The sequence below is a fragment of the Paenibacillus sp. A3 genome, assembly GCF_001399685.1.
In the GTDB taxonomy this organism is placed as follows: domain Bacteria; phylum Bacillota; class Bacilli; order Paenibacillales; family NBRC-103111; genus Paenibacillus_G.
In genome coordinates this window covers 45,526-70,906 of sequence record NZ_JTHN01000098.1, presented here as the reverse complement: position 1 = coordinate 70,906, position 25,381 = coordinate 45,526, and the positions used below count along the sequence as shown (strand labels likewise).

General features: G+C 50.0%; 28 protein-coding genes. 8 read left to right on the top strand and 20 right to left on the bottom strand.

Going from position 1 to position 25,381, the window contains the following annotated elements:
- Positions 1-165 precede the first annotated feature (165 nt).
- From QJ48_RS15855 to QJ48_RS15780, 18 genes are all read right to left on the bottom strand, one after another.
- Positions 166-1,275 (bottom strand): PqqD family peptide modification chaperone, encoded by a 1,110-nt coding sequence (locus QJ48_RS15855; RefSeq protein WP_054974539.1) that lies wholly within the window; start codon positions 1,273-1,275, stop codon positions 166-168.
- A gap of 132 nt (positions 1,276-1,407) precedes the next feature.
- The gene (locus QJ48_RS36910; protein WP_157261644.1) at positions 1,408-1,563 is read right to left on the bottom strand and encodes a thiocillin family RiPP; all 156 of its coding nucleotides are present in this window, start codon (positions 1,561-1,563) and stop codon (positions 1,408-1,410) included.
- 42 nt (positions 1,564-1,605) lie between these two features.
- Positions 1,606-1,761 (bottom strand): thiocillin family RiPP, encoded by a 156-nt coding sequence (locus tag QJ48_RS36905; protein WP_157261643.1) that lies wholly within the window; start codon positions 1,759-1,761, stop codon positions 1,606-1,608.
- A 4-nt stretch (positions 1,762-1,765) separates the two neighbouring features.
- Positions 1,766-2,479 (bottom strand): nitroreductase family protein, encoded by a 714-nt coding sequence (locus QJ48_RS15850; protein ID WP_054974538.1) that lies wholly within the window; start codon positions 2,477-2,479, stop codon positions 1,766-1,768.
- 16 nt (positions 2,480-2,495) lie between these two features.
- Positions 2,496-4,214: a SagB family peptide dehydrogenase gene (locus QJ48_RS15845; RefSeq protein ID WP_054974537.1), complete on the bottom strand. Its 1,719-nt coding sequence runs from the start codon at positions 4,212-4,214 to the stop codon at positions 2,496-2,498.
- A gap of 12 nt (positions 4,215-4,226) precedes the next feature.
- On the bottom strand, positions 4,227-4,868 hold the full coding sequence (locus QJ48_RS15840; RefSeq protein WP_054974536.1) for a TOMM precursor leader peptide-binding protein: 642 nt from the start codon (positions 4,866-4,868) through the stop codon (positions 4,227-4,229).
- Positions 4,869-4,883: 15 nt separating this feature from the next.
- Positions 4,884-6,161 carry a YcaO-like family protein gene (locus QJ48_RS15835; protein WP_054974535.1) on the bottom strand — a complete coding sequence of 426 codons (1,278 nt, stop codon included), beginning with the start codon at positions 6,159-6,161 and terminating at the stop codon, positions 4,884-4,886.
- Between the two features lie 2 nt (positions 6,162-6,163).
- A complete protein-coding gene (locus QJ48_RS15830) occupies positions 6,164-7,318 on the bottom strand; it encodes an ABC transporter permease (RefSeq protein ID WP_054974534.1) in 1,155 nt (384 codons plus the stop codon).
- Positions 7,315-8,259, bottom strand: a complete 945-nt coding sequence (locus tag QJ48_RS15825; protein ID WP_054974533.1) for an ABC transporter ATP-binding protein — start codon at positions 8,257-8,259, stop codon at positions 7,315-7,317. The genes QJ48_RS15830 and QJ48_RS15825 overlap by 4 nt, the downstream gene beginning before the upstream one ends.
- Positions 8,260-8,498: 239 nt before the next feature.
- Complete coding sequence (locus QJ48_RS15820) at positions 8,499-9,383, bottom strand: urea transporter (protein WP_082420522.1); 885 nt, start codon at positions 9,381-9,383, stop codon at positions 8,499-8,501.
- Positions 9,384-9,458: 75 nt separating this feature from the next.
- Positions 9,459-10,478 carry a HoxN/HupN/NixA family nickel/cobalt transporter gene (locus QJ48_RS15815; RefSeq protein ID WP_054974531.1) on the bottom strand — a complete coding sequence of 340 codons (1,020 nt, stop codon included), beginning with the start codon at positions 10,476-10,478 and terminating at the stop codon, positions 9,459-9,461.
- A gap of 24 nt (positions 10,479-10,502) precedes the next feature.
- Positions 10,503-11,324 carry an urease accessory protein UreD gene (locus QJ48_RS15810; protein ID WP_054974530.1) on the bottom strand — a complete coding sequence of 274 codons (822 nt, stop codon included), beginning with the start codon at positions 11,322-11,324 and terminating at the stop codon, positions 10,503-10,505.
- 2 nt (positions 11,325-11,326) lie between these two features.
- Positions 11,327-11,938 carry an urease accessory protein UreG gene (gene ureG, locus QJ48_RS15805; protein WP_054974529.1) on the bottom strand — a complete coding sequence of 204 codons (612 nt, stop codon included), beginning with the start codon at positions 11,936-11,938 and terminating at the stop codon, positions 11,327-11,329.
- A gap of 48 nt (positions 11,939-11,986) precedes the next feature.
- The gene (locus QJ48_RS15800; protein WP_054974528.1) at positions 11,987-12,673 is read right to left on the bottom strand and encodes an urease accessory protein UreF; all 687 of its coding nucleotides are present in this window, start codon (positions 12,671-12,673) and stop codon (positions 11,987-11,989) included.
- Positions 12,666-13,121, bottom strand: a complete 456-nt coding sequence (gene ureE, locus QJ48_RS15795) for an urease accessory protein UreE (RefSeq protein WP_054974527.1) — start codon at positions 13,119-13,121, stop codon at positions 12,666-12,668. Before ureE ends, QJ48_RS15800 begins: the two co-directional genes overlap by 8 nt.
- Before the next feature lie 10 nt (positions 13,122-13,131).
- Positions 13,132-14,844 carry an urease subunit alpha gene (ureC, locus tag QJ48_RS15790; protein WP_054974526.1) on the bottom strand — a complete coding sequence of 571 codons (1,713 nt, stop codon included), beginning with the start codon at positions 14,842-14,844 and terminating at the stop codon, positions 13,132-13,134.
- Between the two features lie 55 nt (positions 14,845-14,899).
- Complete coding sequence (locus tag QJ48_RS15785) at positions 14,900-15,211, bottom strand: urease subunit beta (RefSeq protein WP_054974525.1); 312 nt, start codon at positions 15,209-15,211, stop codon at positions 14,900-14,902.
- 39 nt (positions 15,212-15,250) lie between these two features.
- Positions 15,251-15,553, bottom strand: a complete 303-nt coding sequence (locus QJ48_RS15780; protein WP_054974524.1) for an urease subunit gamma — start codon at positions 15,551-15,553, stop codon at positions 15,251-15,253.
- A 527-nt stretch (positions 15,554-16,080) separates the two neighbouring features.
- Here QJ48_RS15780 and QJ48_RS15775 point away from each other — a divergent pair.
- Complete coding sequence (locus tag QJ48_RS15775) at positions 16,081-16,593, top strand: DUF4365 domain-containing protein (protein ID WP_054974523.1); 513 nt, start codon at positions 16,081-16,083, stop codon at positions 16,591-16,593.
- Complete coding sequence (locus QJ48_RS15770) at positions 16,590-17,735, top strand: hypothetical protein (protein ID WP_054974522.1); 1,146 nt, start codon at positions 16,590-16,592, stop codon at positions 17,733-17,735. Before QJ48_RS15775 ends, QJ48_RS15770 begins: the two co-directional genes overlap by 4 nt.
- 140 nt (positions 17,736-17,875) lie before the next feature.
- Here QJ48_RS15770 and QJ48_RS15765 read toward each other — a convergent pair whose 3' ends face one another.
- On the bottom strand, positions 17,876-18,493 hold the full coding sequence (locus tag QJ48_RS15765; RefSeq protein ID WP_054974521.1) for a Fic family protein: 618 nt from the start codon (positions 18,491-18,493) through the stop codon (positions 17,876-17,878).
- A gap of 119 nt (positions 18,494-18,612) precedes the next feature.
- Positions 18,613-18,768 carry a hypothetical protein gene (locus tag QJ48_RS38720; RefSeq protein WP_237762929.1) on the bottom strand — a complete coding sequence of 52 codons (156 nt, stop codon included), beginning with the start codon at positions 18,766-18,768 and terminating at the stop codon, positions 18,613-18,615.
- A gap of 183 nt (positions 18,769-18,951) precedes the next feature.
- On the opposite strand from QJ48_RS38720, the gene QJ48_RS15760 reads away from it, so the two are divergent.
- From QJ48_RS15760 to QJ48_RS15735, 6 genes are all read left to right on the top strand, one after another.
- Complete coding sequence (locus QJ48_RS15760; RefSeq protein ID WP_054974520.1) at positions 18,952-19,707, top strand: ABC transporter ATP-binding protein; 756 nt, start codon at positions 18,952-18,954, stop codon at positions 19,705-19,707.
- Positions 19,708-21,642, top strand: coding sequence for an ABC transporter permease (locus tag QJ48_RS15755; RefSeq protein ID WP_054974519.1), 1,935 nt, complete (start codon positions 19,708-19,710; stop codon positions 21,640-21,642).
- 19 nt (positions 21,643-21,661) lie between these two features.
- Positions 21,662-22,021, top strand: coding sequence for a YxeA family protein (locus tag QJ48_RS15750; protein WP_054974518.1), 360 nt, complete (start codon positions 21,662-21,664; stop codon positions 22,019-22,021).
- Between the two features lie 28 nt (positions 22,022-22,049).
- A complete protein-coding gene (locus QJ48_RS15745) occupies positions 22,050-23,093 on the top strand; it encodes a DUF418 domain-containing protein (RefSeq protein WP_054974517.1) in 1,044 nt (347 codons plus the stop codon).
- Between the two features lie 146 nt (positions 23,094-23,239).
- The gene (locus QJ48_RS15740) at positions 23,240-23,947 is read left to right on the top strand and encodes a response regulator transcription factor (RefSeq protein WP_054974516.1); all 708 of its coding nucleotides are present in this window, start codon (positions 23,240-23,242) and stop codon (positions 23,945-23,947) included.
- A gap of 3 nt (positions 23,948-23,950) precedes the next feature.
- Positions 23,951-25,354, top strand: coding sequence for a sensor histidine kinase KdpD (locus QJ48_RS15735; RefSeq protein ID WP_054974515.1), 1,404 nt, complete (start codon positions 23,951-23,953; stop codon positions 25,352-25,354).
- The last annotated feature ends 27 nt before the right edge of the window (positions 25,355-25,381 follow it).

Below are 25,381 nucleotides of genomic sequence, written 5' to 3'. Positions count from 1 at the left end.
GTTCCCTCCTTGTCGGACGCTTCGGTTCTCGACAGCGGCCCGCGAGACAGGCAGTCTTCCCCGGGGCCATGTCCATCTTCTCTTTATCAATCTATTGGCCGCCCGCTCCTTTTATTCGGCGATATGAAAAAAAGAAGCCGGCCGTCCTGCAGAACGTAATCGTGTTCATTGAAAAGACAGGCTGGCTTTTATGGAATACAAGGCGATCATGTACAATAAGCCGATAAAGTAGGCGATGCTCAAGGTCGAATAAAGCGTATACTGGATTTTTTTGGATTTAGGGAGATGAACCAAATAATTCGGCAAGGGTCGGAAGGCGGCTTTACAGAGCAAATAATGGAGCGCCCTTCTTCGCAAATTGAATTCGCCCATCAGGGCTTCGATCGTGCGGAGTCCGTCGCTGGGCAGCAGCGGATTGACGTTAAACAAAAAGATCGTGAATTGAATACCCAGCAATACCTGGAACTGATCCCCCCACCAACCGCTGCTCGAAAGAGAAATTACTGCGGATATTGCCGCTCCGGCCAAATCAAAAACAGGCCCGACCCACGCTGCCATGGCCCGGTCGTATTTATTCCGCAATCGGTAGGTATCTGTTGTATCCACATAGGCAATAGGAAAAATATAGTACAACAAACCGATACCCGCTTGGCGAATTTGGATTCCAAATTTTTGCAGAACGACTGCATGTGCCATTTCATGTAAGCACAGGTGAAACATGAGCGCAGGAATAATAATCAGCCAGGACAGACTGCCGGATATCGCCGAAAAACCGCGGTAACCGAAATAAAACGCAACCATACAAGCTGCCAGCAAAGTGACAGTGCCGCAAGCCAAATAGAGCGAGCTTCTCGGTATAAGCTCCAGCCTATTCACGAGCGGAGCGGGGAATGCCCTGGCGGAAGTAATGAGCGGAATTCGAAGCACAGGCCGCTTCTGCAAGCTGCCGACGGAACGACGGACGCCTTCTTGGGGAATCGGGTCCGTATTCAACATGCGGGCCTGTCTGAGCTGTTCGAAAAATTTATCGACCGCAGGCTTAACCTCCTCGGAGGGTTTACGGTAATCGCTCATCAACCGCTCGATTACCTCGTCAACGGTAAGCGACTGGTTGATCCATTCCACTACTTTTATGCCTAAAGGAGATATTCTCACATAATTTCCTGCGTTGGGATTGTAGAGCATAGGCTGATCATTCATTCCATAGACAAGCTCAACGCCATCCGCCAGTCGGGTCTGATCGTCTGCCTGCTCCCGAACTTTTTGCGCCTGCATTCCTTAGGGTCCCCCTCCTGTCCGGAGAATAAAAAACGAACAAGGAAAGTGCCTCCAGAACTTTACCATCCTGGAAGCACCGTTTCGAAAACTTCATTCAAAGATTAAGCCGCTATTTTCTTAAAACAACCGTTACCAGGAACCGTAAGTACCGGCGGTGCCAAAGGAGCCCCCAATCGTCCCCAAACTGCCCGCCGTGCCCAAACAACTGAGGATGACGGCGGCATCCAATTGCTCAGTGAGTTCTTCCGCATACAGATCCAATTCCAGCTCCATTTCCTTTTTCATAGCTCGCGCCTCCCTTGATTAAAACACCTGTCGTCGCTTCGCCTAAAAATCGTGGCAGCCGTAAGTCCCTACGGAACCAAAGCATCCGCCTCCGGTACCGAGGGTGCCCGCCGTCCCAAAGCAGCCTAGAATGATAGCCGTATCCATTTGCTCGGAAAGCTCCTCCGCATAAAGATCCAGCTCCAACTCCTTCTCCATGTTCTCACCTCCTTTCCTGAGGGAGATGGCCAAAAGCGTAGGCGACAAGCTGCATTTCTCGATACCCGTCGATTTTCGCGGTTTCATAAAGATATTTTTGAACGATCCCCGCAAAGACGCATCCGCCGTAGCCTAACGCCAGGGAGGCTACCCACATCCGCTGGGCTGCCATTCCTCCACGCACCAGCAGCTGGCGATGTCCCGAGCTGCCCTGCCGGCATAAGACCGCGCCCAGTTTTCCGGTAATGACGACGATCGCCGAGGCTAACGAAAATTCCCGCTGCAAAACCATGTGCTCCAGCTTTCCCGGCTCCATCGCTCCGGCCCTCTCCAGCTCCTGACGATACGGGCAGTACCGGTAAAGCGCCGGGGCAACATTTTCCACATTGCTAACGTATACAACCAAGCCAATGTCCAATCCGGCCTCGTGCTCTTCCCGCCAATCGGCAGCGTCTCCCTGATAAGCGGAATGCAGGATCGTGAAGAGATCCGCTTTGTCGACAGGGCTATCGCTCCACTGGCGGAGAGCTTCTCTGGCTTCGATCGCCTGATAGACGGGAGAGCCTTCACGCAACGGTACGAGCGGAGGAACCTCCAACGAGCGCGCTTCTCCGCGGCCCAATAAAGCCGGAGGGATTTCGGAAAAGGCTTGTTTGGGCAAGGCCGTTTTCGTATCCTCAATCAAGTCCGTAACAATCCGGTAAGGTTCGAAATGCAAGTAAAAGCACCTCCTTCTAATAGATCGCCAGCGCTCCCGAAATCGTCTCGCTTTTCGGCATAAGCCGCAAGCAGTCGGCAAGAACGTAATCGTCCCATCGGGTAATCACTTCGTTAGGCAAGTCCAGGCCATTGGCGGTTACGCTCATCTGAGCCAAGGCGACCCCCGCGTCCAGGCATGCGATCCGATAGCTAAAGGAGTTGTATTTCACGGATACCTTTCCCACGTTGGAAGCCGCGACGAGCAATACGGCAGGCGCATTCCCCGTTGCGGTTTCAACCGCTTCCCTAATCAGGGCCTCCGCTTGTTCTCCGGACAACGCCTCGATCCAGGCTAGCGAATGCTTCTGGGGCTCATAAAAATATACTCCAGCCCCAATCCCTTCCACGCGGCGAACGATCAGATAAAGCTCGACCGAGCCTAAATTGCCGCCTGTGGCGGACCATCGATTGACTTGTCCGTTCTCCATTGATTTGATCCCCGCGCCGTACAGGGCGAGCAGTGCAAGTTGAGGCAGCGTAACCGGCGGGGACAGTGTTGACGAGGTTTGTCCGTTCGCCAAGCTTGGCAGCGTTCTTTTCTCTGGCCTTGGAAGCTCGCAGTAAGGCGGCAAGTCTAGCATGGGAAAATTCGTAACTCGTTTAAAGCTTCGTATCAGCTCGGTATTGCTCGCTCTATAGTGGATCTGATGACTTTTGGGCGTGGTCAGGTTGTGCGACGGAAAAGCGACCGAATGTTCATAGACGACGGCCAGAGGCACTTCTTCGCATATGAAACGATCGATGGGACGGCAGCGGCATCCGGGAACAAAAGGCAATCGAAGCTGACGGGTTTCCCAATTCCCGAAATCGAGTTCATACACATACTGTCCGGAAAACAGAGGATTGATCCGGCTGAGGCAGTAGATGATTTCCTGGAGGGTGACGCAGACCCAGAACTCCGTCATGTCGGATTCCCGCCTGATCGTCCGATGCATGCGCGGGTGAGCCTTCTCAATACAGCAATAACAAGGGGTCTCTCCCCGCTCGAAGTAAAACAGCTCCCCTTTTTCCCCGGATACTTCGCTAAGCAGCCAGCGAATACGATGCCCGGCGCAAAATTGATCCAGCTCCCGCATCTGCTCCGGCTGAAAAGAGCCGTCGTTAAACACAACCATCAGCGAAGCCTCCCCCTCCAAAGGAAAGACTTCCCCCGGCAAACGAACGCGAACATCGGTCAATCCGATCTGCCTGAGCTCCTGCTCAAGCAGGCTTCCCCATGGAGAAGGCGCGAAGATTTCCAGTTTCGCTTGCGACAGTCGGTATATGGCCTCGGCCCCGCTTCGGTTGACTCGGGTCGTATCCACATGCCGCCGGAAATAGTTAAGCGTCTCCTTGTCGTATCGGCTTGTGTCGATAGCGTGATCTGCCGCCGCATCCTCCAATAACCCCCGCGCATACAAAAAAACAACGGTTTGATACAAAACCTCCTTGCTGCAGGCAGGAAGCGCATGTTGCAGGTCGTCCAGAGTCCGGGTCCCGTCCAGCAGTGGCAATAAAACCGGCAAAAGGGTACCGGTCGATTTGCCGCCCAAAACTTGCCGTTCCTCCGTCCCTTCAAAGAGAAATTTCTGGCCGGAAAGCGGAAGCATCGCGACTTCCCGAAGAAACCGCGGGTAAACCGGCACGCGAAATTGCATATCGTTCCGAATAGCGTTGGCCATGTGCACCGCATCAATCTTATGGGCTGTTATCATCGGTTCGGCACCTCACCCTTGAGTAAATATGGACTCATACTTATCCAGCAGCACGTCATAGCTTCGTGTCGCTTCCTCCCTTTGCAAGCCGCAATGCGGACAACTGTGGAACCCGGTCACTTTTCCTTTGCGGGTCGTTCCCCGGATCACATGAATCTCGTAGACGGTACCCGCCTCATTCTTCATGTTGCGCCGCATCCGGCGCTCTATATCCAAAAACAAGTGGACCGCCATTCCGGCATGCGCTTGCAGGAACCCTTGGGGACCCAGCCGGAAATCCCGGACATATATATCCTGGGACTCAAGGATATACTTCCCGTGTGGAGCATGCTGAATTTGCCGTTTGGAAAAACAGGTGTAGCATCCTTCTTGTCCGGGTACGACGACCGGACCGATCGTTAGGGCGGGGTGATCCATGATGATCGGGACCCACGGCGTTTTCCAAGCGCCAGACAGCTTGTCCATTAATCGGCCAAGCGAGGTCACCGGACGCCATGAAGCCACGATATGGAGCCGGGCATGCGGCCAACTGGCAGGGTAATATATCCCGTTTTCGTCCGCTTGCGTAATGACGACATCTTGCATTTTAGCTTCGAGCCTCCGGGCGACTTCCATTCCAAAAGCGCCCGCAGCGATGATATGAACCGTTTCCATTTTCCGCTTCACTCCTTACGCAAATGGCTGCGGCCAAGCGTTAAGTTCTTGTTCCCCTCGTACGGCATGCCCCATGAGTTTGGGCGCTTCATATAAACGGGGAGTTCCCAAAAAACGGGCCCGATAGCTGAACGACAGGGGCATCAAGGTCGGAATAATCACCCGTACGGCATATAATCCCGCTCTTTTGGCTTCATCCGTGGTCAGATCTACCGCAAACACCTCGTGTCCTTTGGACTTCAGCCGGTTCACCAGATTCGCGAGATCGGTTCCCGGATGCCCCGTATCCAGCGCGCGAATTCCGGATAAATTCTTGCTTGCCGGGGTTCGGAGCAGAAAGTCATAGGCCGATAATCTTTCATGACTGCCCATATAGGTGGCGCCATCGTATACTTTCATAAAATCGTCCAGATGTTTCGGGTGCTTCATTCCGTTCTGCAACGCGATGCGGGATGATGCGGATTCTCTCATTAGTTTTGTCAATGCGTGATAGGGATTGAGTTCAGTGGAGCACATAACCATGGCGGCTAATTGCTTATTGTGAGGGGCAAGTTGAACGCTGTAAAACGTAGGGATTCCAATGTCGGTCATGGCATCGAAAAAAATTTGTTGAACGTGTCGATTTCGCTTCAAATTGTCCAGATAGGGCTGCACCCATTCCGGATAAGCATCCAGACGAAGCCTGGGCAGCTCCAATTGCTGCAGCCAAGTGACCGCAATCGCATCGCGCTCGATCACCTCGCAGATGGCGCCTAGCAGCGCCTGTTCCAGAGTACGGTGGGCCGCACAGCCGGTAGAGATCGGCAGCCATATGTTCTCCCCCGCACTCATCGTATCGAAGTTGAGATAGACCATGATCGCCGGCAGCCAAACCAAGCGCCCGTCGGTTAAGGAAAGGCCCCGCACCCATCGGATGGGGAGGTTCTTATCCGGCTTTTGCAGCGGACATCGCGGATGGCACAGCTCCGAGTCCGAGCACCTGGGGATACGATCCAAATCCAAAGCTTCTCCTTCCAGCTCCCGGCCCGTCGCCCAAATCATTTGCTTCTCGTCGTAGACACAGCTCGCATAACGCTCCAGCGTTTCGGCAACCGCTCTTAATCTGGCTTCCTCCCCGGTCAAGCCGCTGCCCGCGCCGTCGGCGGAGAAAGCCATCGTGGGAATCACGGCGGATATATTTCCCGTTAATCCGCTATACACTTCGTATGAGGGTTCACCCGGCAGCGGGGGCAGGGAAATCACGTTTTGCAGCAGCCCGCCGATGGGTTGAACCAGCTTTTCGACAAAATGCATGGTCATCCTCCGATCCGGAACAATTTTTTGGCATTTTTGCGGGCGTCCTTACGACGGCCTCTTTCTTGATCGGAACGATCGTCCCACTGAAAAGTATACAGAGCGATGACCAGAAACAGCGCCGCCGTCGACGTCATCACCAAACAATCGACAAATAAAGACGCCATCGCTTCCGTCCCGGTATTGACGAATTTCCTTAAGCCGTCGCCGAAATAAGTTAAGGGCACGTACTGCGAGAACGTTCTAATCAAAGGAGGCATCCATTCCAGCGGGTAAAATAAACCGCAAACAATCATTAAAGGCCCCATAATCAGTCCGATAACGCCGTTAACCGCTTCCTGGGAGCGGAGCATTCCTCCGAGCATATAGCCCAAGGAAAAAAACATCAGCAGCCCAAAACCGGAGACCATTAATATTCCGGGCACGGACTCCGCGGTCACTATGCCGGTTTGAAAACTGTAGACCAGCATGATCGCCACTTGAATCATTGCAATGACGGCCCTGACCAAAATTTGCGATGCGACCAGGTTAAACCGATTCACGGGCGTCAGGGCAAACAACCGCAAGCTCCCTCTTTGCCTCATTTGAATAATCGGAACGGAAGTTCCCGTAAGGCTTAAAGAAAGAAAAGCCAGAATCAAGACGGAGGGGAAGGTAAACTTTAATATGTCGAACGGCTTCCTTGCGTCCCCTATCGGCTCTGTTACCATCTGCGGTCCGCCGGTCGGATGAAGCTGATCGTATAGCAAGCTTTTCAAAATCAGAACGAGATCTTCTTTATTCCGGTCGTAGACCAGTCTGACCGATCCTTGCGCGTCCAGCGTGCGCGGCAATACAACGGCGGCATCCAGCTCTTTCTTCGCAAATTTGGCGTTCAGCTCCGCTTCTTCGGCATTCGATACCTGAAAACGGTCATGCTGCCGAAGCTGTTCCGTCAGACTTTGCACCTTAGCGTCGCTTCCGGATGCCATCACGATCCCTACCTTGATCGGGGCAGGCTGGGATTGATAAGAAATGAAAGCAAATAAAGCAATAAACATAAAGGGAAAGACAAGCACAAAGAAAAACGTCGTCCTATCGCGTACCAATTCCCGATAATTCATAAGAAACAGCTGGATAAACGCATTCCAGTTCGTCTTGATACTCGCTTTGTTCATGCTCCCTCTCCTGTCAGAGATTTGCCGGTCAGCTCCAAAAAGACGTCCTCCAGATTTCCCCGTTTGATCAGCAAATGCGTCCAGCTCCCGATATTAAACTGGCCGCTGCACAAGCGCGCTACGGTAGCGTCCGAATTCGTCGAGACCAAAGCTACCCTTGTCCTGCCGGAAGCGCGGTCCTGAGCGGCTGAGCTAATTTCGGGAAACGATTCGATCCATTTCAGATCGCACTCGTCTTCCGTGTAGAACTGAACGATTTTTTCGGTACAGTAGGTATGGATTAATTCGTCCGGCGTGCCTAAGGCGATCATCCTCCCTTGATTCATAATCGCCACCCGATTGCACAGCGCTTCGGCTTCTTCCATCGAGTGGGTAGTCAAAACGACCGTCCGCTTTCTCTTTCGAAACGCCAAAATCGCCTCCCATAAATCGCGTCTTGCTCTGGGGTCGAGCGAGCTGGTGGGCTCGTCCAAAAATAAAATTTTCGGGTCGGAAACTAAAGCAACGGCAATCAGCACTCTTTGCTTCTGTCCGCCCGATAAATTTTTGACCAAGGTGTCCGCTTTATCTTCCAGACCGGTTAGCGGAATCAGTTCGCGGTAATCCAGGCCATGTCCGTAAAAGCTTGAAAATAGCTTTAAGGTCTCCTTCACCGTTAAATGAGGCAAAAGACTGGCCTCCTGGGGCTGTACGCCTATTATTTTTTTGATCGCGTTGCGGTCCGACTGTGCATCCCATTCAAAAATGCGAATGGTTCCGCTGGTCGGGTTTCTCATGCCGACGATGCTCTCAAGCGTCGTCGTCTTTCCCGCCCCGTTCGGACCGAGAATGCCGAAAATTTCTCCTTCCTCAATCCGTAAGGTAAGACCTTCTACGGAAGTGACAGACCCGTATCGCTTGGTAACTTCTTTGAGATTTACCGCCGCTATGGTTTGTGCCAACCTTAAAACGCCCCCTATCCCATCGAGGCTGCGAAACGCCCGAACCAATAAATGTAATTAAATCCAAATAAATAATTTTTATCCCAATTAAAAATAGCATAGGAGCTTGAAAATAAGAATAGGCTCTTTTTACTATATATTTTGGTTTTGTTTACAATTATTTACTTTATTCGCACTTGGAAAAGCCCGGCATCAGCACCCTTTGCATCAAGTGTCTGTTGCCGGGCTTTACTGCCCCGTTATAATTTCGGCAGCACCTGCCGGGCACCGAGAAAAATCCAAGTCACAATAACAAAAGGCAGCGTCAGGATCGGCAGTCCATACGCCTGAAACCACGTATTCAATCCGGCCGTCACGGGTACGGTACTGACGGCAGCCAGCAGGCCAACCAGCAGCGCCGGACGCTCCCTGGTGTGGAATACAGAGGATACCGCCATCATCGTCAAAACCGCGTTATACCCGAATATCCCGAGGTTCAGATTCGTAATTTCCGCTCCCATCAAGTCAGCCGTCAGCCAGGCGATGGCGGTCCCCATGACCGCCATTAGCCCCAAGCGCCAATTTGCCCAAAATACTCCAAGGAGAATGAGAATTCCGGACAAGAAGCCCGTCTGGAAATAGATCTGATCAATTCCGTTGAGCAAGCCCGAAGCCAAATCAATTCTCCCGGCGGTGTTCATATGCCAGTGGGCAAGATCTTGGGGAATCAGCCCCGGGTCAAGCCGGAGCGCATTCAAATGATACGATGCCAGCAGGAAGAGCCAAGTCACCACTGTATACGGGAAGGTAAGGACCGGTATGTTGGTGCGCTTGAACAAATGCATGAACGCAGCCGTACATAATGTGCCTAGGGCGGCTGCCCCCAGAATCGTAGCGAGATTGGCCGTCAGGAAGACGGATAAACCAAGCCCGGTCAGAACGGCATTAAATCCGAACAATCCCTGATGAACGGCCGACTTGTCGGCCCCGCCCATATAGCCGACCAAGGTGCCGATCATGGCGGACAGAAGTGCGACCACGCCCAGCTTGACATGAACAGTCGCCAAGGCGATGACAATGATGAAGCCTGTCCAGGCATTCTCGATCAGGATCACTTGGGAGACACCCTTTAAGGATGCAAGGATAAAAGGAACCGGGTTCCATTTCAGATTTAGCGCATAAGCCTGAAGTTGTCTGTTCAGAATAGTAATTCCTCCTTTCTAGCCCCACTTCTCCTCAATTCGGAATACCCGCCATATTCCATACGAGACCGACCACGTCAGAATGAAGAGGATGACCAGGATATAACCGACCGAGCCCATATCCAGATTTTGCATATAGCTCCAGAAAGTGCCCTCCAGACTAAACTGCTCTGCTGAGGTTTGCATAATTTCAACAAATGCAACGAACAGGGCGGCAATAACGGACATGGCCGTCACCGTCAGGTTATAATACATTTTGCGTATCGGCTTGTTAAAAGCCCATTGGTAGCTGGACGTCATAAACACGCCATCCGCCGTATCCATCAAGCTCATACCGGAGGCAAATAAAATCGGCAGCGACAGGACGCCGATCCACGAAATGGAGCTGCTGGCCGCATTCTGGGACATGGCGAGCAGCCCGATCTCCGATGCCGTATCGAAGCCCAGGCCAAACAGGAAGCCAATAAAATAAATATGCCAGCTGCGGCCAACCAGTTTGAACAGAGGACCGGTCAAGCGAAATATGAAGCCTCTGGAATCGAGAAGTTCCTCCAGCTTCTCTTCCTGGCCGGGCATCTGTTTCAGCTGCCTGAATATCCGGTACATATGCACCAGAATGAACAAGTTGATGAGCCCGATCAACAGCAGAAATAGGCCGGAGACGGTTGAGCCGATCACGCCTCCCCATTGCTCCATCATCGGCAGATTGCTTTTTACCCAGTTCATGGAGACGACAACCCCGACAGTTAACAACAGGACAACGGTAGAGTGGCCGAGTGAAAAATAAAAGCCTACGCCTTCCGCATCCCTCTTTTGCTCAATAAGCTTGCGAACCGTGTTATCAATCGCCACGATATGATCCGCATCAAAGGCATGACGAAGTCCCAGTGTATAGGCTAATACGCCAAGTCCCAGCATGGCGGGGTGATGCGGAATGGTGACGAGCAGGAAGGCAATTCCGATGATATGAAGCCCTGCAACGCTCCCAAAATATTTCATCCAGGGTTTGCCCGTTAATGTACGTCGTAGCAACATCATTTCACGGCTCCTCAGGCGTCAAATTTAATATTTTCTGAGAAACACAGGCTTAAGCCCCAGCCATTGCTCGCGAACCAACCTTTGGCAGGCTGCAAATAGCCGCTCAATATCCTGTGTGGAAGAAGCGAGTACACGCACCGAAAATCCAGGGACGGGGAGCATGGACAGCCCCATTCTGCACGGCGCTGTTCCGGCGTCCATGGCCTCATAGAGCTGATCCAGAAAATCCGAAGTCATCTGCTCACCAACGACGATCATCGACCCGAAATGAGTATACCCCTCCAGCAAACCAATGCTTGTCAGGTCTTGCTCCGAAGGAGCCAGTCTCACCTGATCGTATACGGCCAGATCACCGTCTACATAAATTTCCGTCTTCAATCTCAGCCTGTCGTAGCTGAATAACTCGCCATCCGGCGACCATCCCGGTGTTACGATATCACTGAAGATGAGCGTTGAGCCCCGCTCCATCCGAATCGTTGTCTTTTGCTTGTACTGTGCATGCCGGTAAGCAATCAGCGGATCGGGCACATATTCCAGGAAGCTGCCCTTTTTCATCCTGATCTCCATCTCCTGAACCGGCGCCGTATTTCGGGTCTTGTATACTTTGGTCGACGCTTGGGTCGTGAGCAGCAGTCTGGCGTCTTGGGCGAGCTCGATATCCAGCTTGTACCGGTCACCGTCCACATACCCGCCGCCCGGATTTAAAATATAGTAATGCGGCTGTCCGGATTCATCGGGATACAGTGGGCGAGTCAGCTTGAATGCATTTTCATAGTACAAATCCGTCGCTATGGTCTTCCCTTGCTTAGGAGCAACCGCCAGCCGCAGATATCCCGTCCATTCCATGGTTATTCCAAGCCTGCCAGCATGGCATTGTCCTTGATCCATTGGATGACTTCATCAAGACCCCGATTGTCCTTCAAGTTGGTGAATACAAACGGCTTGTTCCCCCGGAACGTATGGGTGTCCTTAGCCATCACTTCCAGGCTTGCGCCGACATAAGGCGCCAAATCGATCTTATTGATAATGAACAGATCGGATTTGATCATGCCCTGTCCGCCTTTACGCGGAATCTTCTCGCCTTGCGCCACGTCGATAATATAGATGGAGAAGTCTACCAGCTCAGGGCTGAACGTCGCCGCCAGGTTATCGCCGCCGCTTTCCACGAATATAAGCTGAACCTTCGGATGCCGCTTCACCAGCTCATCAATGGCCGCAAAGTTCATCGACGCATCCTCCCGGATCGCGGTATGCGGGCAGCCGCCTGTCTCGACGCCAATGATCCGGTCTGTCGGCAGCACGCCGTTTTCCATCAGGAATTTTGCATCTTCCTTGGTGTAAATATCGTTGGTGACGACAGCCATGCTAGTTTCTTCGCTCATGTAACGGGTTAATTTCTCGACAAGCATGGTTTTGCCGGCGCCGACAGGACCGCCGATTCCGATTCTGATTGCTTTCATAATCCGTTCCCTGCTTTCTCTGATGGTATGATGTAACTGGCGATGTCTCTAGGACATGAACAATCGCACGTGCAGTCGCTCATGGATCATTTGGGAGCATTCAAGGCCCGGAGATGCGATGCCCAGATCGTCCGGCTCTAATTGTCCGATTCTGTCCACCGCCTGAATCAGTTCTTCCTGAAGCTCATGAATGAGCTGCTGCCCGTCGGTTTGCCCAAGCGGAATGCCTCGGACGCCATTTTGAATTAAACTGGTCGTGCACGAGAATAAGTAAGACAGCAGCGCCTGGGATGGCGAAATTTCAAAATGCCTTGCCAGCAGAGCGAACACAATAGCCGGATGACCGAAGGAAAGCCGGGCCCGGACCCGCTGCTGGTAGTCAGTCAGAAGTGGCGACTGGTACAGTTCGTTGCTCAGCTTCAGCATCCGCTCCCCCATTCGCTGGCTTGCCTCTCGAACCTCCTTCGGAAGAAGCTGGGCGAACAGGATACGGTCAATCTCCCAGACCTTCTCCGGCTCGCCCGCCTGAAGCGCTTCGGATACAAGGCGGAAAGCCAGCCCATCTGAGTAGATGAGCTGCTCCCGAATATAGACCTCAAGCCACTTTTTGAAGCTGTGTTTATCCGTAACCTTGCCTTCCTGCATATACGTTTCCAGCCCGAAGGAATGACTGAACGCCCCGGTCGGCAAATTCGAGTCACACCATTGAAGTAAAATGAGCCATTGCTTATCCATGGCTGTGGCCGATATGGCGGAATGCCTGCTTGACCTGCCTCTTCTCGCGGGAAAATGGAATGCCCAGCTCCTGCAGAAGCTCTTCCACCAGATAATCATATTGGATCAGCATCGCATCTCCTTCGAATTGAGCCGGCAGATGGCGGTTGCCAAGCTTATGGGCAATATCGCCCATCTCCTGCAGTGTCCGCGGACGGATGACAAGAAGATCATCCGGAACCACATCGATCATGATGAGGTTATGATCGTCCATGTACAGAATGTCTCCGGCTACGAGGTCTTTCGCTTCCTTCAAGCGAATGCCCAGCTCCTTGCCATGGTCGGTTGTCACTCGTTGGATTCTTTTTACCAGATCGCTGCTTTCCAGATATACTTTTTCAATATGACGCTTCTTCAGCTCTTCGCTGCTTAGCTGATCAACATGGGTTACCACTTGTTCAATAATCATCGGGTTCACCTCAGAATAGGAAATAGCGCTGTGCCATCGGCACAACATCAACGGGCTCGCAGGTCAACAGTTCGCCGTCCACGCGCACTTCATACGTTTGCGCATCCACCGTGATCTCCGGCGTTTCAGCGTTATGCTTCATATCTTTTTTGCTTACATGGCGAATACCGTGAACCGGCAGCACCATTTTTTGCAAGCCCAGCTTTTCGTGAACGCCAAGATCATAAGCTGCCTGGGACACAAAGGTGATGGAGCTGCTTTGCAGCGCTTTGCCGTAGGACGCAAACATGGGGCGGTATAAAATCGGCTGCGGCGTCGGAATGGAGGCGTTAGCGTCTCCCATCAGGCTGTGGACGATCATGCCGTCCTTCATGACCATCTCCGGCTTCACTCCGAAAAAGGCCGGTTCCCAGAATACGAGGTCCGCAATTTTACCTGTTTCGATGGAACCTACATAGCTGCCGATCCCCTGAGCGATAGCAGGGTTGATTGTATATTTGGCTACATACCGCTTGACCCGCTCGTTGTCGCCAACACCGGCATCTCCCGGCAGCTTGCCTCTTTGCTTCTTCATTTTGTCGGCGGTCTGCCAGGTCCGCATAATGACTTCCGCTACCCGGCCCATCGCCTGAGAATCGGAGCTCATAATGCTGATAATGCCAAGATCATGCAATATATCTTCGGCAGCGATCGTCTCTCTGCGGATACGCGAATCGGCGAAGGCGATATCTTCGGGCACCTTGGGGCTTAGATGATGGCAGACCATCAGCATGTCCAGATGCTCGTCGATCGTATTGACCGTGAACGGACGAGTCGGATTGGTTGAGGCGGGAAGCACATTGGCGTAGCCCGCCATCTTGATAATATCCGGGGCATGTCCGCCTCCGGCGCCTTCCGTATGGAAGGTATGGATGACACGGCCACGAATCGCAGCAATCGTATCCTCGACAAAGCCGAATTCATTCAGCGTGTCGGTATGGATCGCCACCTGAACATCATATTCGTCTGCGACACGCAGCGCATGATCGATGGTCGAGGCCGTAGCGCCCCAGTCTTCATGGATTTTCAAGCCGATCGCTCCGGCACGCACCTGCTCGGCCAGTGGCTCTTCGGCTGATCCGTTCCCTTTGCCCAAGAAGCCGACATTGATCGGGAAACCTTCTGCGGCTTCGAGCATACGATAGATGTTCCACTCTCCGGGTGTGCACGTCGTCGCCTTCGTGCCTTCCGCTGGGCCTGTCCCTCCGCCGATCAGCGTAGTCACACCGGAGGTTAGGGCAGCTTCGACTTGCATCGGGTTAATAAAGTGGATATGGGTATCGATGCCGCCTGCCGTTACGATTTTGCCCTCGCCGGCAATGATTTCGGTCCCTGCGCCGATGATAAGGTCCACACCGTCCATCACCAGGGGGTTGCCGCTTTTGCCGATACCGGCAATTTTCCCGTCGCGGATGCCAATATCCGCTTTATAGATCCCGGTATAGTCTACAATAATCGCATTGGTGATGACGACGTCCATAACCCCTTCTGCGCGTACGGCCAGCGGATGCTGTCCCATACCATCGCGTACCGATTTCCCGCCGCCAAATTTGGCTTCTTCCCCGTACTGTGTATAATCTTTTTCGATCTCAATGAACAGCTCTGTATCCGCCAAACGGACGGCATCTCCAGTTGTCGGTCCGTACATATCTGCATATTGTCTTCTTGACATATGGAAACTCATCATTATTCCTCCCTTATGCTTCTGCAGTAAACTGTGCGATGCTGACCGCGTACGTCTATCTGTTCACTGAACCTTCGGTTTTGTTATTGAAGCCATACACACGGCGTTCTCCGGCAAAGGGGATCAGCTCTATCGTTTTGGAATCGCCGGGCTCGAAGCGCACGGCTGCACCGGCCGGGATGTTCAGCCGCATGCCAAAGGCAGCTTCCCAATCGAACGCGAGAGCTGTGTTTACTTCATAGAAATGGTAATGAGAGCCTACCTGAATAGGACGATCCCCTGTGTTAAGCACCTCGAGGGTGATACTCTTTTTTCCCGCGTTGCAAATGATGTCGTCATTCCGCAAAATATATTCCCCTGGAATCATATCCAATTCTCCTTCTCTTCTGAATGATGGATGGTCAAACTATTTGATCGGTTCATGAACCGTTACAAGCTTCGTCCCGTCCGGGAAAGTAGCTTCCACTTGCACGTCATGGATCATTTCGGGAACACCTTCCATAACATCCTCACGCGACAGCACCTTCGTGCCCTCTCTCATAAGCTCCGCAACGGTTTTCCCGTCCCGCGCTCCTTCCAGAATTTCATAAGTGATCAACGCGACCGCTTCGGGATAATTCAGCTTGAGCCCTCTCTCCTTCCGGCGCCTTGCCAAGTCAGCCGCTACCACAATCATTAATTTCTCCTGCTCTCGAAGCGAGAGTTTCATAGTCCATCCTCCTTGTGTGATATTGAGCCTATTTGGTATGTTTTTCCTGAAAAACAAGATCATTCTAGCGCCATGACATTAAAATTAGATTAATGGAATATTATTATAAGGTAAAATATTTACATTTAAATTAATTACCGAAAGATCATCTTGAATGGCTTGAAGTCTAAGTTCCAAACAACCTAAGCATCACGCGGCGGCGGATAGTGGATTTACAAAGCCACGGTTCAGTTATTTGGACCCTTGTTCATGCAAAAACTAACTTCTAATGTTTGGTTTGGACTTGGTCTAATTTGCATAAAAAACTTGTTCTAGGACAGGGAGGTAATATAGCTGTAATGCCACCAAAGTCAACAAAACTCAACGACTTTGGTGGCATTTTTTCTTATTGTAGTCATAATTTAATTCCTAGTGTAAAATGATTGTATATTTAATCCATTTTCATATTGTTTGGAATACGCTAAATCCGTGTTCAAATGGTTAACTTTTGCGTTTGTTGTATAGAATGTATGAGAGGGAGATTAACCGTGCCCCTAACTCTAAACCATAAAAAAGAACAACTGAGTATTGCTTATATTAGGGCTGTAGCTGCTGCTGCAGGATTCAGCTGTACAAAACCTGATGTAGATGATGATAGTGTTGATATTATGATCTCTTGTTCGGGTACATTTGGAGACAATGCTCTAATGCGTTCTCCAAGAATTGAGGTACAGGCAAAGGCTACCGCTGCTGAATTAAGACCTGAGAGTGAAAGCGTTAAATTCAGTTTGCCTGTTAAAAATTATGAGGATCTAAGAGGAATAACGCTTGTTCCTAGAATACTTGTTGTGATGCTTGTTCCTGAAGAAGTTGAAACATGGATAGAGCAGAACGAAAATCATATGATGGTACGACGTTGTGCATATTGGATTTCACTGCAAGGGCGGCCCGAAACAGATAATGCGTCAGCGATTACTATCGATATTCCACGTCATCAGACTTTCAATGTGGCCTCTGTACAGTCGCTTATGGAACGAGTCGCTCGGAGGGAACCGTTATGATTATTGAATGGAAAGATTCTATAACTTCACTTCGGCCAACAGAAGTGTCTCTGTATCTTCGAGCTAAGGGATGGAAAAGAACATATACTTACGAGAATAACTATGGTTCTATTTGGAACTATACATCATTAAATGGAGAAGAAGTCGAGGTAATATTACCAGAGGATCAAACTTTACGTGATTACAAAATAAGAATGATCGAGCTTTTTAAGACTTTGGAAATGGTTGAAACACGGAACGTAGTTGCAATCGTCAATGATGTCAGTATAAGTGGTGCTGATGTTTTACGTTTTAGAGTAGCATCCAGTGAAGCTCTCACAGGGACAATACCTCTTGTTCAAGCAGCCTCTCTTACGAGAGGGGTGGAGACTGCTTTATTAGCTGCGGCATGCTCAACAATTTCACCAAAGTCATACTTTCCAAGAATGTCCTACAATGAAGCTAGAGACTATTTAAATGGTTGTCGAATGGGGCAAAGTGAGCGAGGAAGTTATATAGTTACTGTTTTATCACCTGTAGCTCCTCCACTGATTAAGCAAGGAAGTTTATTTCCTGACTATGAAGACGAAGAAGCGTTCGAAAGACGTGTCTTGTTTACACTTTTTAACGGCTTGTACCAATTAAAAGGGGCTTTGGCGACCGGCACAGGTGAAGCTATTGAAGAAACAGTAAGTGCGGGTGTGAGTGCAAACTTGTGTGAAGCATTAACACTCATGCAACCTACAAATGAGGTCGGAGAGTTGGAAGTGGGAATATCATGGGCTCCTGTGAGACCGGTAAAGAAACAAGTTCCCCAATCCAAAGTTAGATTCTCCAAAGAATCTTTTCCTTTAATCACAGAATGTGTAAAGTATCTTCGGCAAACAGCCCCAATTGAAGGGTATGAGTTAAGGGGGTTGGTAAGAAAGCTTGAATCGACCGACCCTAATCAGGGTGGGAGAGTTTCAATAGTGAGTTTCATGGAAAACAAAGCTACAAACATAACCGTCGATTTGCCAGCGGAAAAATATAAAATTGCTGTAGAGGCACATGCTACTGGATCGATGTTTTTTTGCAAAGGAACTCTTTCCAAAGAATCGAAAGGCTATAAGCTTTTTGGTATCAGTGATGTGCGAATAGAACATGAGCTTCAGTATGATTAACTCATGAAACCTCCCCGAACACCTTCAGCATCCGCGACGGCGGATTGTGGATTTACAAAGCTACATCTCCCTCCATAAAAGCCAAAACACCGAGCCAAGGGGTCGGTGTTTTGCTGTCGGAGGACTACTAACGTAATTTATCAAGAAGGTTCAATCAATTTTTTAACATTGCTGCTGTTAATTAAAGATTGAGCCACATTTAGATCATGTTCATAAAGCTTATTTACATCATTAATTAAACGGATGTTTTTATTGGCTTGAATAATAACTGCTTCCAGAAAAAGTTTAATCCACTGATCCCAATCCCCCTTATACCTTGTATCGTTTAAAAATCGATAATATTTATGTTTATCCTTTTCCAACGCTTCACTTAAAAAGAAGTTAGGATAATCTATTACCCTCTTATTCAATAAATAAAAAGGAATGAGAATCCTTCCGATCCTTCCGTTACCGTCTAGAAAAGGATGGATCGTCTCAAACTGGGCATGAATAATAGCAACCCGGATTAATTCATCGAGGTCGTCTTTAGGATCATTGATATAAATTTCAAGATTGCTCATATATTGATCAACTAAGTGTGGCGCGGGAGGAATATAGGTAGCCGTCTCTAACGTACATCCTTCGGGTCCTATAAAATTTTGAATTCTTCTATATTCTCCAGGAGAACGATTGCTGCCGCGAACCTCATTAGACATGAGTGTGGTATGCATCGATTTAAAAAGCCTTGTAGAAAGCGGCAGGAACGCTAATTTAGCCATTCCTTCTCGAAGCGTATGATAATAGTTCAATACTTCTTGAATATCTTTGTTATTTTTTCTGCTCTGAGCCTCGACTTCAAGAACTTCGTATTGAACGGATTCGAGTAACACAACCAGATTTATAATAATTGTGAGGGGAGCTTTGAAGTTTCAAGCAACACCTGATACTGGGCTACTTTTTTATTGGCTTCGATTAGTTCCCGTATGAAAAGCAACGGATTTATTTGCTCTTGTTTCAATGGTAATTCTTCCGGAACATAGGGTGTCCTTGCCATGGTTACACCTCTTTTCTTAAATCAATACTAATTTCAACATGCTGTTCATCCAAACCTCCCCTACCAGCAACTCCTTTTCCCACCCCCCTCACTTTTTTAAGGTTCCTGTAAGGTTCATATTAAAACGCTGTAAGGTGCGGCGAACTATAATCGTTCTTGTAAAGATACAAGGAGGATTACTTCATGAAAACCATCTTACAAGCAAGCAACGTTCAAAAAATATACGGCACGAAGGAAAATCAATACAAAGCGCTGGAAGATATCGATCTGGAAGTGAAGGAAAGCGAGTTTATCGGCATTATGGGGCCTTCGGGGGCGGGGAAATCCACCTTGCTCAATATTTTGTCCACCATCGATACCCCGTCGTCCGGAGAAATCGTCATCGCCGGCCAACATATCGTGAAGATGAACGAGGAACAATTGTCGGACTTCCGCCGTAATCAGCTCGGCTTTATATTTCAGGACTATAACCTTCTCGATACGCTGACAGTCAAGGAAAACATCCTGCTGCCGCTCGCCTTATCGAAGGTTCCGGCCAAGGAAATCGAAGCGCGTGTCCATGAAATCGCCGATACGTTCGGCATTCGGGACATTCTCGACAAATACCCCTATCACATCTCCGGGGGGCAGAAGCAGCGGACAGCCGCGTCGCGTGCCATTGTCGCCAATCCGAGCTTGATCCTGGCGGACGAGCCGACAGGCGCACTGGATTCGAAATCGGCCACCAGCCTGCTCGAAAGTTTGACCCTGCTCAACGAGCGGCATCGGTCGACGATCATGATGGTGACGCACGACGCGTTCGCCGCAAGCTTCTGCAAGCGAATTTTATTTATTAAAGACGGCAAAATGTACGCCGAAATCCATAAGCTCCAGCAATCGCGGCAGGAATTTTTCCAAAAAATACTCGATGTCCTCGCTTCGCTTGGAGGTGGGCGGTAAATGACGTTAGTTCAGCTTGCCGGAAAAAACATCCGGAAAAACTTCACCAACTACTTCCTGTATTTTGCTTCGATGATTTTTAGCATCGTCATCTACTTTACGTTCGTTTCGTTAAAGTACGATTCGACGATCTTGGCCACGTCGGATGCTTCGCCCAAAATCAGCTCCGCCTTTACCGGGGCTTCGGCGGTCTTAATGATTTTCGTCGCCATTTTCATCTGGTACTCCAATGCCTTCTTCACCCGCAAGCGTAAAAAAGAAGTCGGCCTGTACTCGCTGCTCGGCGTGCGAAAGAAGCAAATCGGCCGGATGCTGTTCTACGAAAACTTGATGATGGGCCTCTTCGCCCTCGTGATCGGCATTCTGCTCGGGTCTCTACTGTCCCGAGGGTTTGTGACGATTTTGATGAAGGTCACGGGCTTTGACGCGATGGCAAATTTCCACATTTCGCCGCAAGCGGTGATCAATACAATCGTCGTATTTACCGTAATTACCGTCATTACGTCGTTCCACGGGTACCGATTGATTTACCGGTTCAAATTAATCGAGCTGTTCCAGGCGGACAAAGAAGGAGAACAAGAGCCGAAAGCCTCCTTGGCGATGGCGTTGTTAGCCGTACTATGCATCGGCATCGGCTACTGGCTGGCGCTTCAAAACATATTGGAGTCCGACGTTTGGCGAAAATTGGGCTTCATGGTGACACCGCTCGTGATCGTGGTCACCGTGATCATAGGCACTTATTTATTGTACAGCACCTTCATCGTGTACCTGTTAAAGCTGGCCCGGAAAAACAAAAAGCGATTTTGGAACGGTGTCCAACTCATCAGCACCTCCCAGCTTCTGTACCGCATGAAAGGAAACGCCCGCACGTTAACGATCATCGCTGTCCTGAGCGCGACAACACTGACGGCCGTCGGAACGGCGTACAGCTTTTATTACAATAACCGAAGCAGCGTCGAGCTTGCCGATCCCAACAGCATGATGTTTATAGCGAGCGACCAGCGTACAACGAATGAAGTCCAAGACCGGATTTCGCGCGATCAGAAGCATGAAGTTGTTTACCATGAGCGCATTCCGGCCCTGCAAATGAAGGTAGACATAACGAGCCTTAATAGTAAAATTTCCAGCGATATCGTGAGCTATACGCTTATTTCCAATACAGCTTTTAACAAACTGGCGGAAGTCCAACAACGAAAAGATTCGCTGTCGCTGAAAGGCCAAGAAGCGGCCGTATTGGATGCGGGGTATTATGAAGGGCTGTCGCCTGAATATGTAGGCTCGACGGTGTCCTTGAAGGCGAAGGAGCTTGCGGAGAACGTTACCTTCACGAGCTTAAAGCGGTATAACGTCCTCAATCTTCGGACGGCGAATACGACAGTCGTCGTCAGCGATGAGGTCTTTGCCAGATTGCAACAAGAAGCTCCCCTCATAAAGATGGAAGCTTACAAGATTACGCACGAGGACGATGCGAAGCTGTTAACGGGCGAGATTCAATCCATGCTGCCGCGGGAAGCGCGCTTTTCCAGCTTCTACACGGATTATGCCGCCGGTATGGAATCGAGCGGGCTCATCATTTTTATGGGCGGGTTCCTGGGATTGGTTTTTCTCGCGGCCACGGGCAGCATCATTTACTTTAAACAGCTGACGGAAGCCAACGCGGACAAGGACCGTTATGCCATTCTGCACAAGATCGGCGTGAACAAAAAAGAAATTCGCAAATCGATCGCCAAACAAATATTATTCGTCTTCGCCCTGCCGTTAATCGCGGGAATTGCGCATTGCGCCGTTGCTTTAACTGCTTTGTCCAGGCTCATTCAAACCAACCTGGTGATTCCCGTCTTGATCTGCATAGGCGCCTATGCTTGCATGTACATCGTTTATTACTTCTTGACCGTCAACACCTACTACAAAATTGTAACCAAATCGAATGCATAACATAGAAGGGGAGAGAACTATGAAAAAAATAATCATTTCATGCATCGTCATCGCGGCTCTTTTACTCGGAGGCTTATTCTTCCTACAGAACGTCAATCTGAACCGGTTAGGGACGGACGTATATTATACGCAGATTCAAGGACAAGGAAAGAAGCTTGAAGATAAACTGGACAACGGAGAAATCATGGTCAGATTCGAATACGAGCTGCCGGCTTTTGATAAGAACGGACAGCAAAAGACATTTAAGTTCTCCGCCCCCAAGCAGCTTCGGGAGAAAGCGTATCTCAGCCTGTTTGTGAAAGACGGAAAAGGCGTGACCTCCTATCAGGAAGTAACGAAGGAAGAGCTTCCACAGAAAGCAAGTCAGCAATTGCAGTAAATCGAACGAGCGTAAGCAGCCAACCCATATGAACCCATCCATCCCACAGCAAGAAAGGATCGCAGCCTTAGATATCATTCGGGGGCTTGCGTTAATCGGAATCTTGTTTATCAATGTCAAAGGATATATCGTCCTCACCGAAGGGATGATAATACCGGAGTATACCGGAATTGATCAAGTGATCGACACCCTGATTCTCATGTTCGTGGAAAAGAAGTTTTTCTCCATCTTCTCGTTCCTGTTCGGCGTCGGCTTCTACATCTTCGCCTCGCGCGCCGAGAGTCGGGGGGACAAGCCGCTCTGGCGGTTTACCCGCCGCTTGCTGATGCTCCTTCTTATCGGCATTCTTCATGCCTTTGTCTTCTGGGGCACCATCCTGCCGGTCTACGCCTTGATCGGTCTATTGCTTCTTCCTTTCTACCGGGCCAAGGTGACGACCATACGCAATTGGCTTGGCGGAATCGCCGGTGTGTACTTGCTTGCGCTCATCTCGAAGCTCGCCATGGGGGCCGCGGTTCCGTTATCCAGCGTGGTCGATTTTGTAATCTCCGATACGACTTTAATCTTCATTATGTTTTTGGCCGGATTTCTGGCGGCGAAGGCCGACTGGATCAGACGGATCGAAGAATTGAAAAAGCGGATTCGCTTGGTGCAGCTTGGGTCCTTGCCGATCTTTGCCGGGTTGTCGGTCTGGATCTGGACAGCGGCTCAGCATGGAACGGATGACCTGAAGCTCATCATTTCCTTGAGCGCCATTCCCGGAGTCTTATTGTATGTAACATCGCTGTTTCTATTGCTTGAGCATCGGACAGCCGGGACGATCCTTCAGCCCTTCGCACACGTGGGCCAGATGGCGCTGACGAATTATGTCGCCCAAAGCTTAATCGGATCGTTGTTCATCTCGATCATGGGCCTGGAGACCGTGTCCCCCGTCAATGTGGTCCTCATCGCCTGCCTGATTATGATCGTGCAGCTCGTCTACAGCAGCCTGTGGTTCCGCTTCTTTAAGATGGGCCCACTGGAAAAAGCATGGCGGTTCATGACCTACGGCAAAAAGCAAATCGCCAAATAAATCCGGACAATGCGCAAAGAAGCTGATGCAGCATAGCTTTCTTGCGCATTTGTTTCATGCCCTTGATAAATGAAAGAAAGTGCCGCATACTCACACATAACAAGAATTGCATTCCACACCTTTCCCTTCCCAGGAGGCACGATGACATGTCGATCAACAAAAAGGTTTTGATTATAGACGATGAAGAAGCCATATTGAAGCTTGTGGCCACGGTTCTGCGCAAAGAAGGCATCGAGCATGTCATCACGGCCACGACGGCGGAGGACGGATTCGCTCAATTCCAGCTTAAGCAGCCGGATCTTGTGTTGCTGGACATTATGCTGCCGGATGGGGAAGGCTATGACGTGTGCAGACAGATTCGAGCGGTCTCGAAGGTTCCGATTTTATTTTTATCGGCCAAGACGGAGGAAATCGACAAAATTTTAGGCTTTGCCATCGGCGGAGACGATTACATCACCAAGCCGTTCAGCCCCAAAGAGCTGGCTTACCGCGTGAAAGCCCAATTGCGCCGAGCCGATTATATGCAGCCGGAGGCCGTGAAGGATACGATCTTAACAGCCGGCCCCTTTGCGTTAGACGAACAAAAAGCGGAGTTTTTAAAAAACGGAACGAGCATCGAATTAAAGCCCAAAGAGCTCGGATTGATGAAGTATTTCCTCCAGAACGCGAATAAAGTGATCAGCAAGGAAAGGCTTTACGACGCGGTCTGGGGGGAGGATTTTATCGGCATCGACAATACGGTGATGGTTCATATCCGGAGACTGCGGGAAAAAATTGAAGAGCAGCCTTCGCAGCCCCGCTATTTAATTACCGTCAAAGGCTTGGGCTACAAACTGGCCGTCGAGGATGAATAGGCTATGAAATGGAAGTTAACAGTAAGATATCTGATCTCGGTTGTCTTCGTCGTCATCTTCATTATTTTCGTAAACCTGTTCCTTACGCTTGGTCTGTTCACGGCTCAGTCTGTGTTCAATATCCCCATCTTTCAAGAAGAGGAGCACTCTCCCGAGCAATTTACACGACAGTTTGAGGATCGGATCACGATTTCCGGCGATGCGCTGACGATTGCCGACCCAGGCAAGGAAGAGCTAGGCAGCAGGAACGCATGGATTCAAATTTTGGATGAAACCGGCAAGGAGCTCTTCAGCTACAGAGCGCCGGAAGGGTTAAAGAAAAGCTACACGCCCTCGGAAATCGTGCAAATGTACAAGTACAAGGAAGTGAATGGCGAGACGACGGTTTTTGTCGGAGAAAAGAAAGCGGGCGGCCGCGCTTACAGCTATTTCATCGGGATGGAAAACCGCAGTATCAACCGGTATTTTATTTTGTACGATAATCAATCGCTGTTTCGCATGGTGAAGGTCGGCGGCATCGTTCTCGTTATCGATATTTTGATTACGTTACTGATCGGGTATTTCTTGAGCAAACGGCTGACCAAGCCGCTGTATACGCTAATCGACGGGATCAAACGGCTGGCAAGCAATGAATATTTTCATGCCCGGCCGGCGGGTATCTTTAAGCAAGTATTTTCGAATATCAATCATTTGTCCAATCAGTTGAAGGCGAATGAGTCGGAACGAAAAAAATTGGACCGGATGAAAGAGGAATGGGTTACCAACATTTCCCACGACATTAAAACGCCTCTGGCCTCGATTCAAGGCTTTGCCGAAATGATGAAGGACCCGGATTATCGCTTTACCGAAGACGAGATCAGGGAATACGCCGACATTATCGAGAAAAAGTCGCTTTATATCAAAGAGGTCATTGAGGATTTAAGCTTAACGACCAGATTGAAGAACAAAGAGCTAAAGCTAAATAAGAAACAGGTTAATCTGGCCGCGCTCTTGCGAGATATCGTGATCGATATCGTCAATGATCCGAAATACGCCAAGCGTCACATTGAATTTCATGCCGATCAAGATAACATCCCGGCTGAGGTGGATGAAATTCTTGTGCGGAGAGCGATCCACAATTTAATTTATAACGCGCTGATCCATAATGACGCCAACGTGAACATCGCCGTCCGGATTGAAAAGACCGATCGGACCCATATTGTCATCCAGGATAACGGCAAAGGCATCCGAAAAGAGGAGCTCGACAAAATCTTCGACCGCTATTACCGCGGAACGAACACCGGAGATGCGCATAAAGGCTCCGGGCTCGGCATGGCGATATCCAAAGATATTATCCGGGAGCACGGTGGAGAAATAGCGATTCGCAGCGAGATCGGCCGCGGGACGACGATTGACATTCAATTGTAGATTCGGTTCGGTAACGAGGGGAAGGGA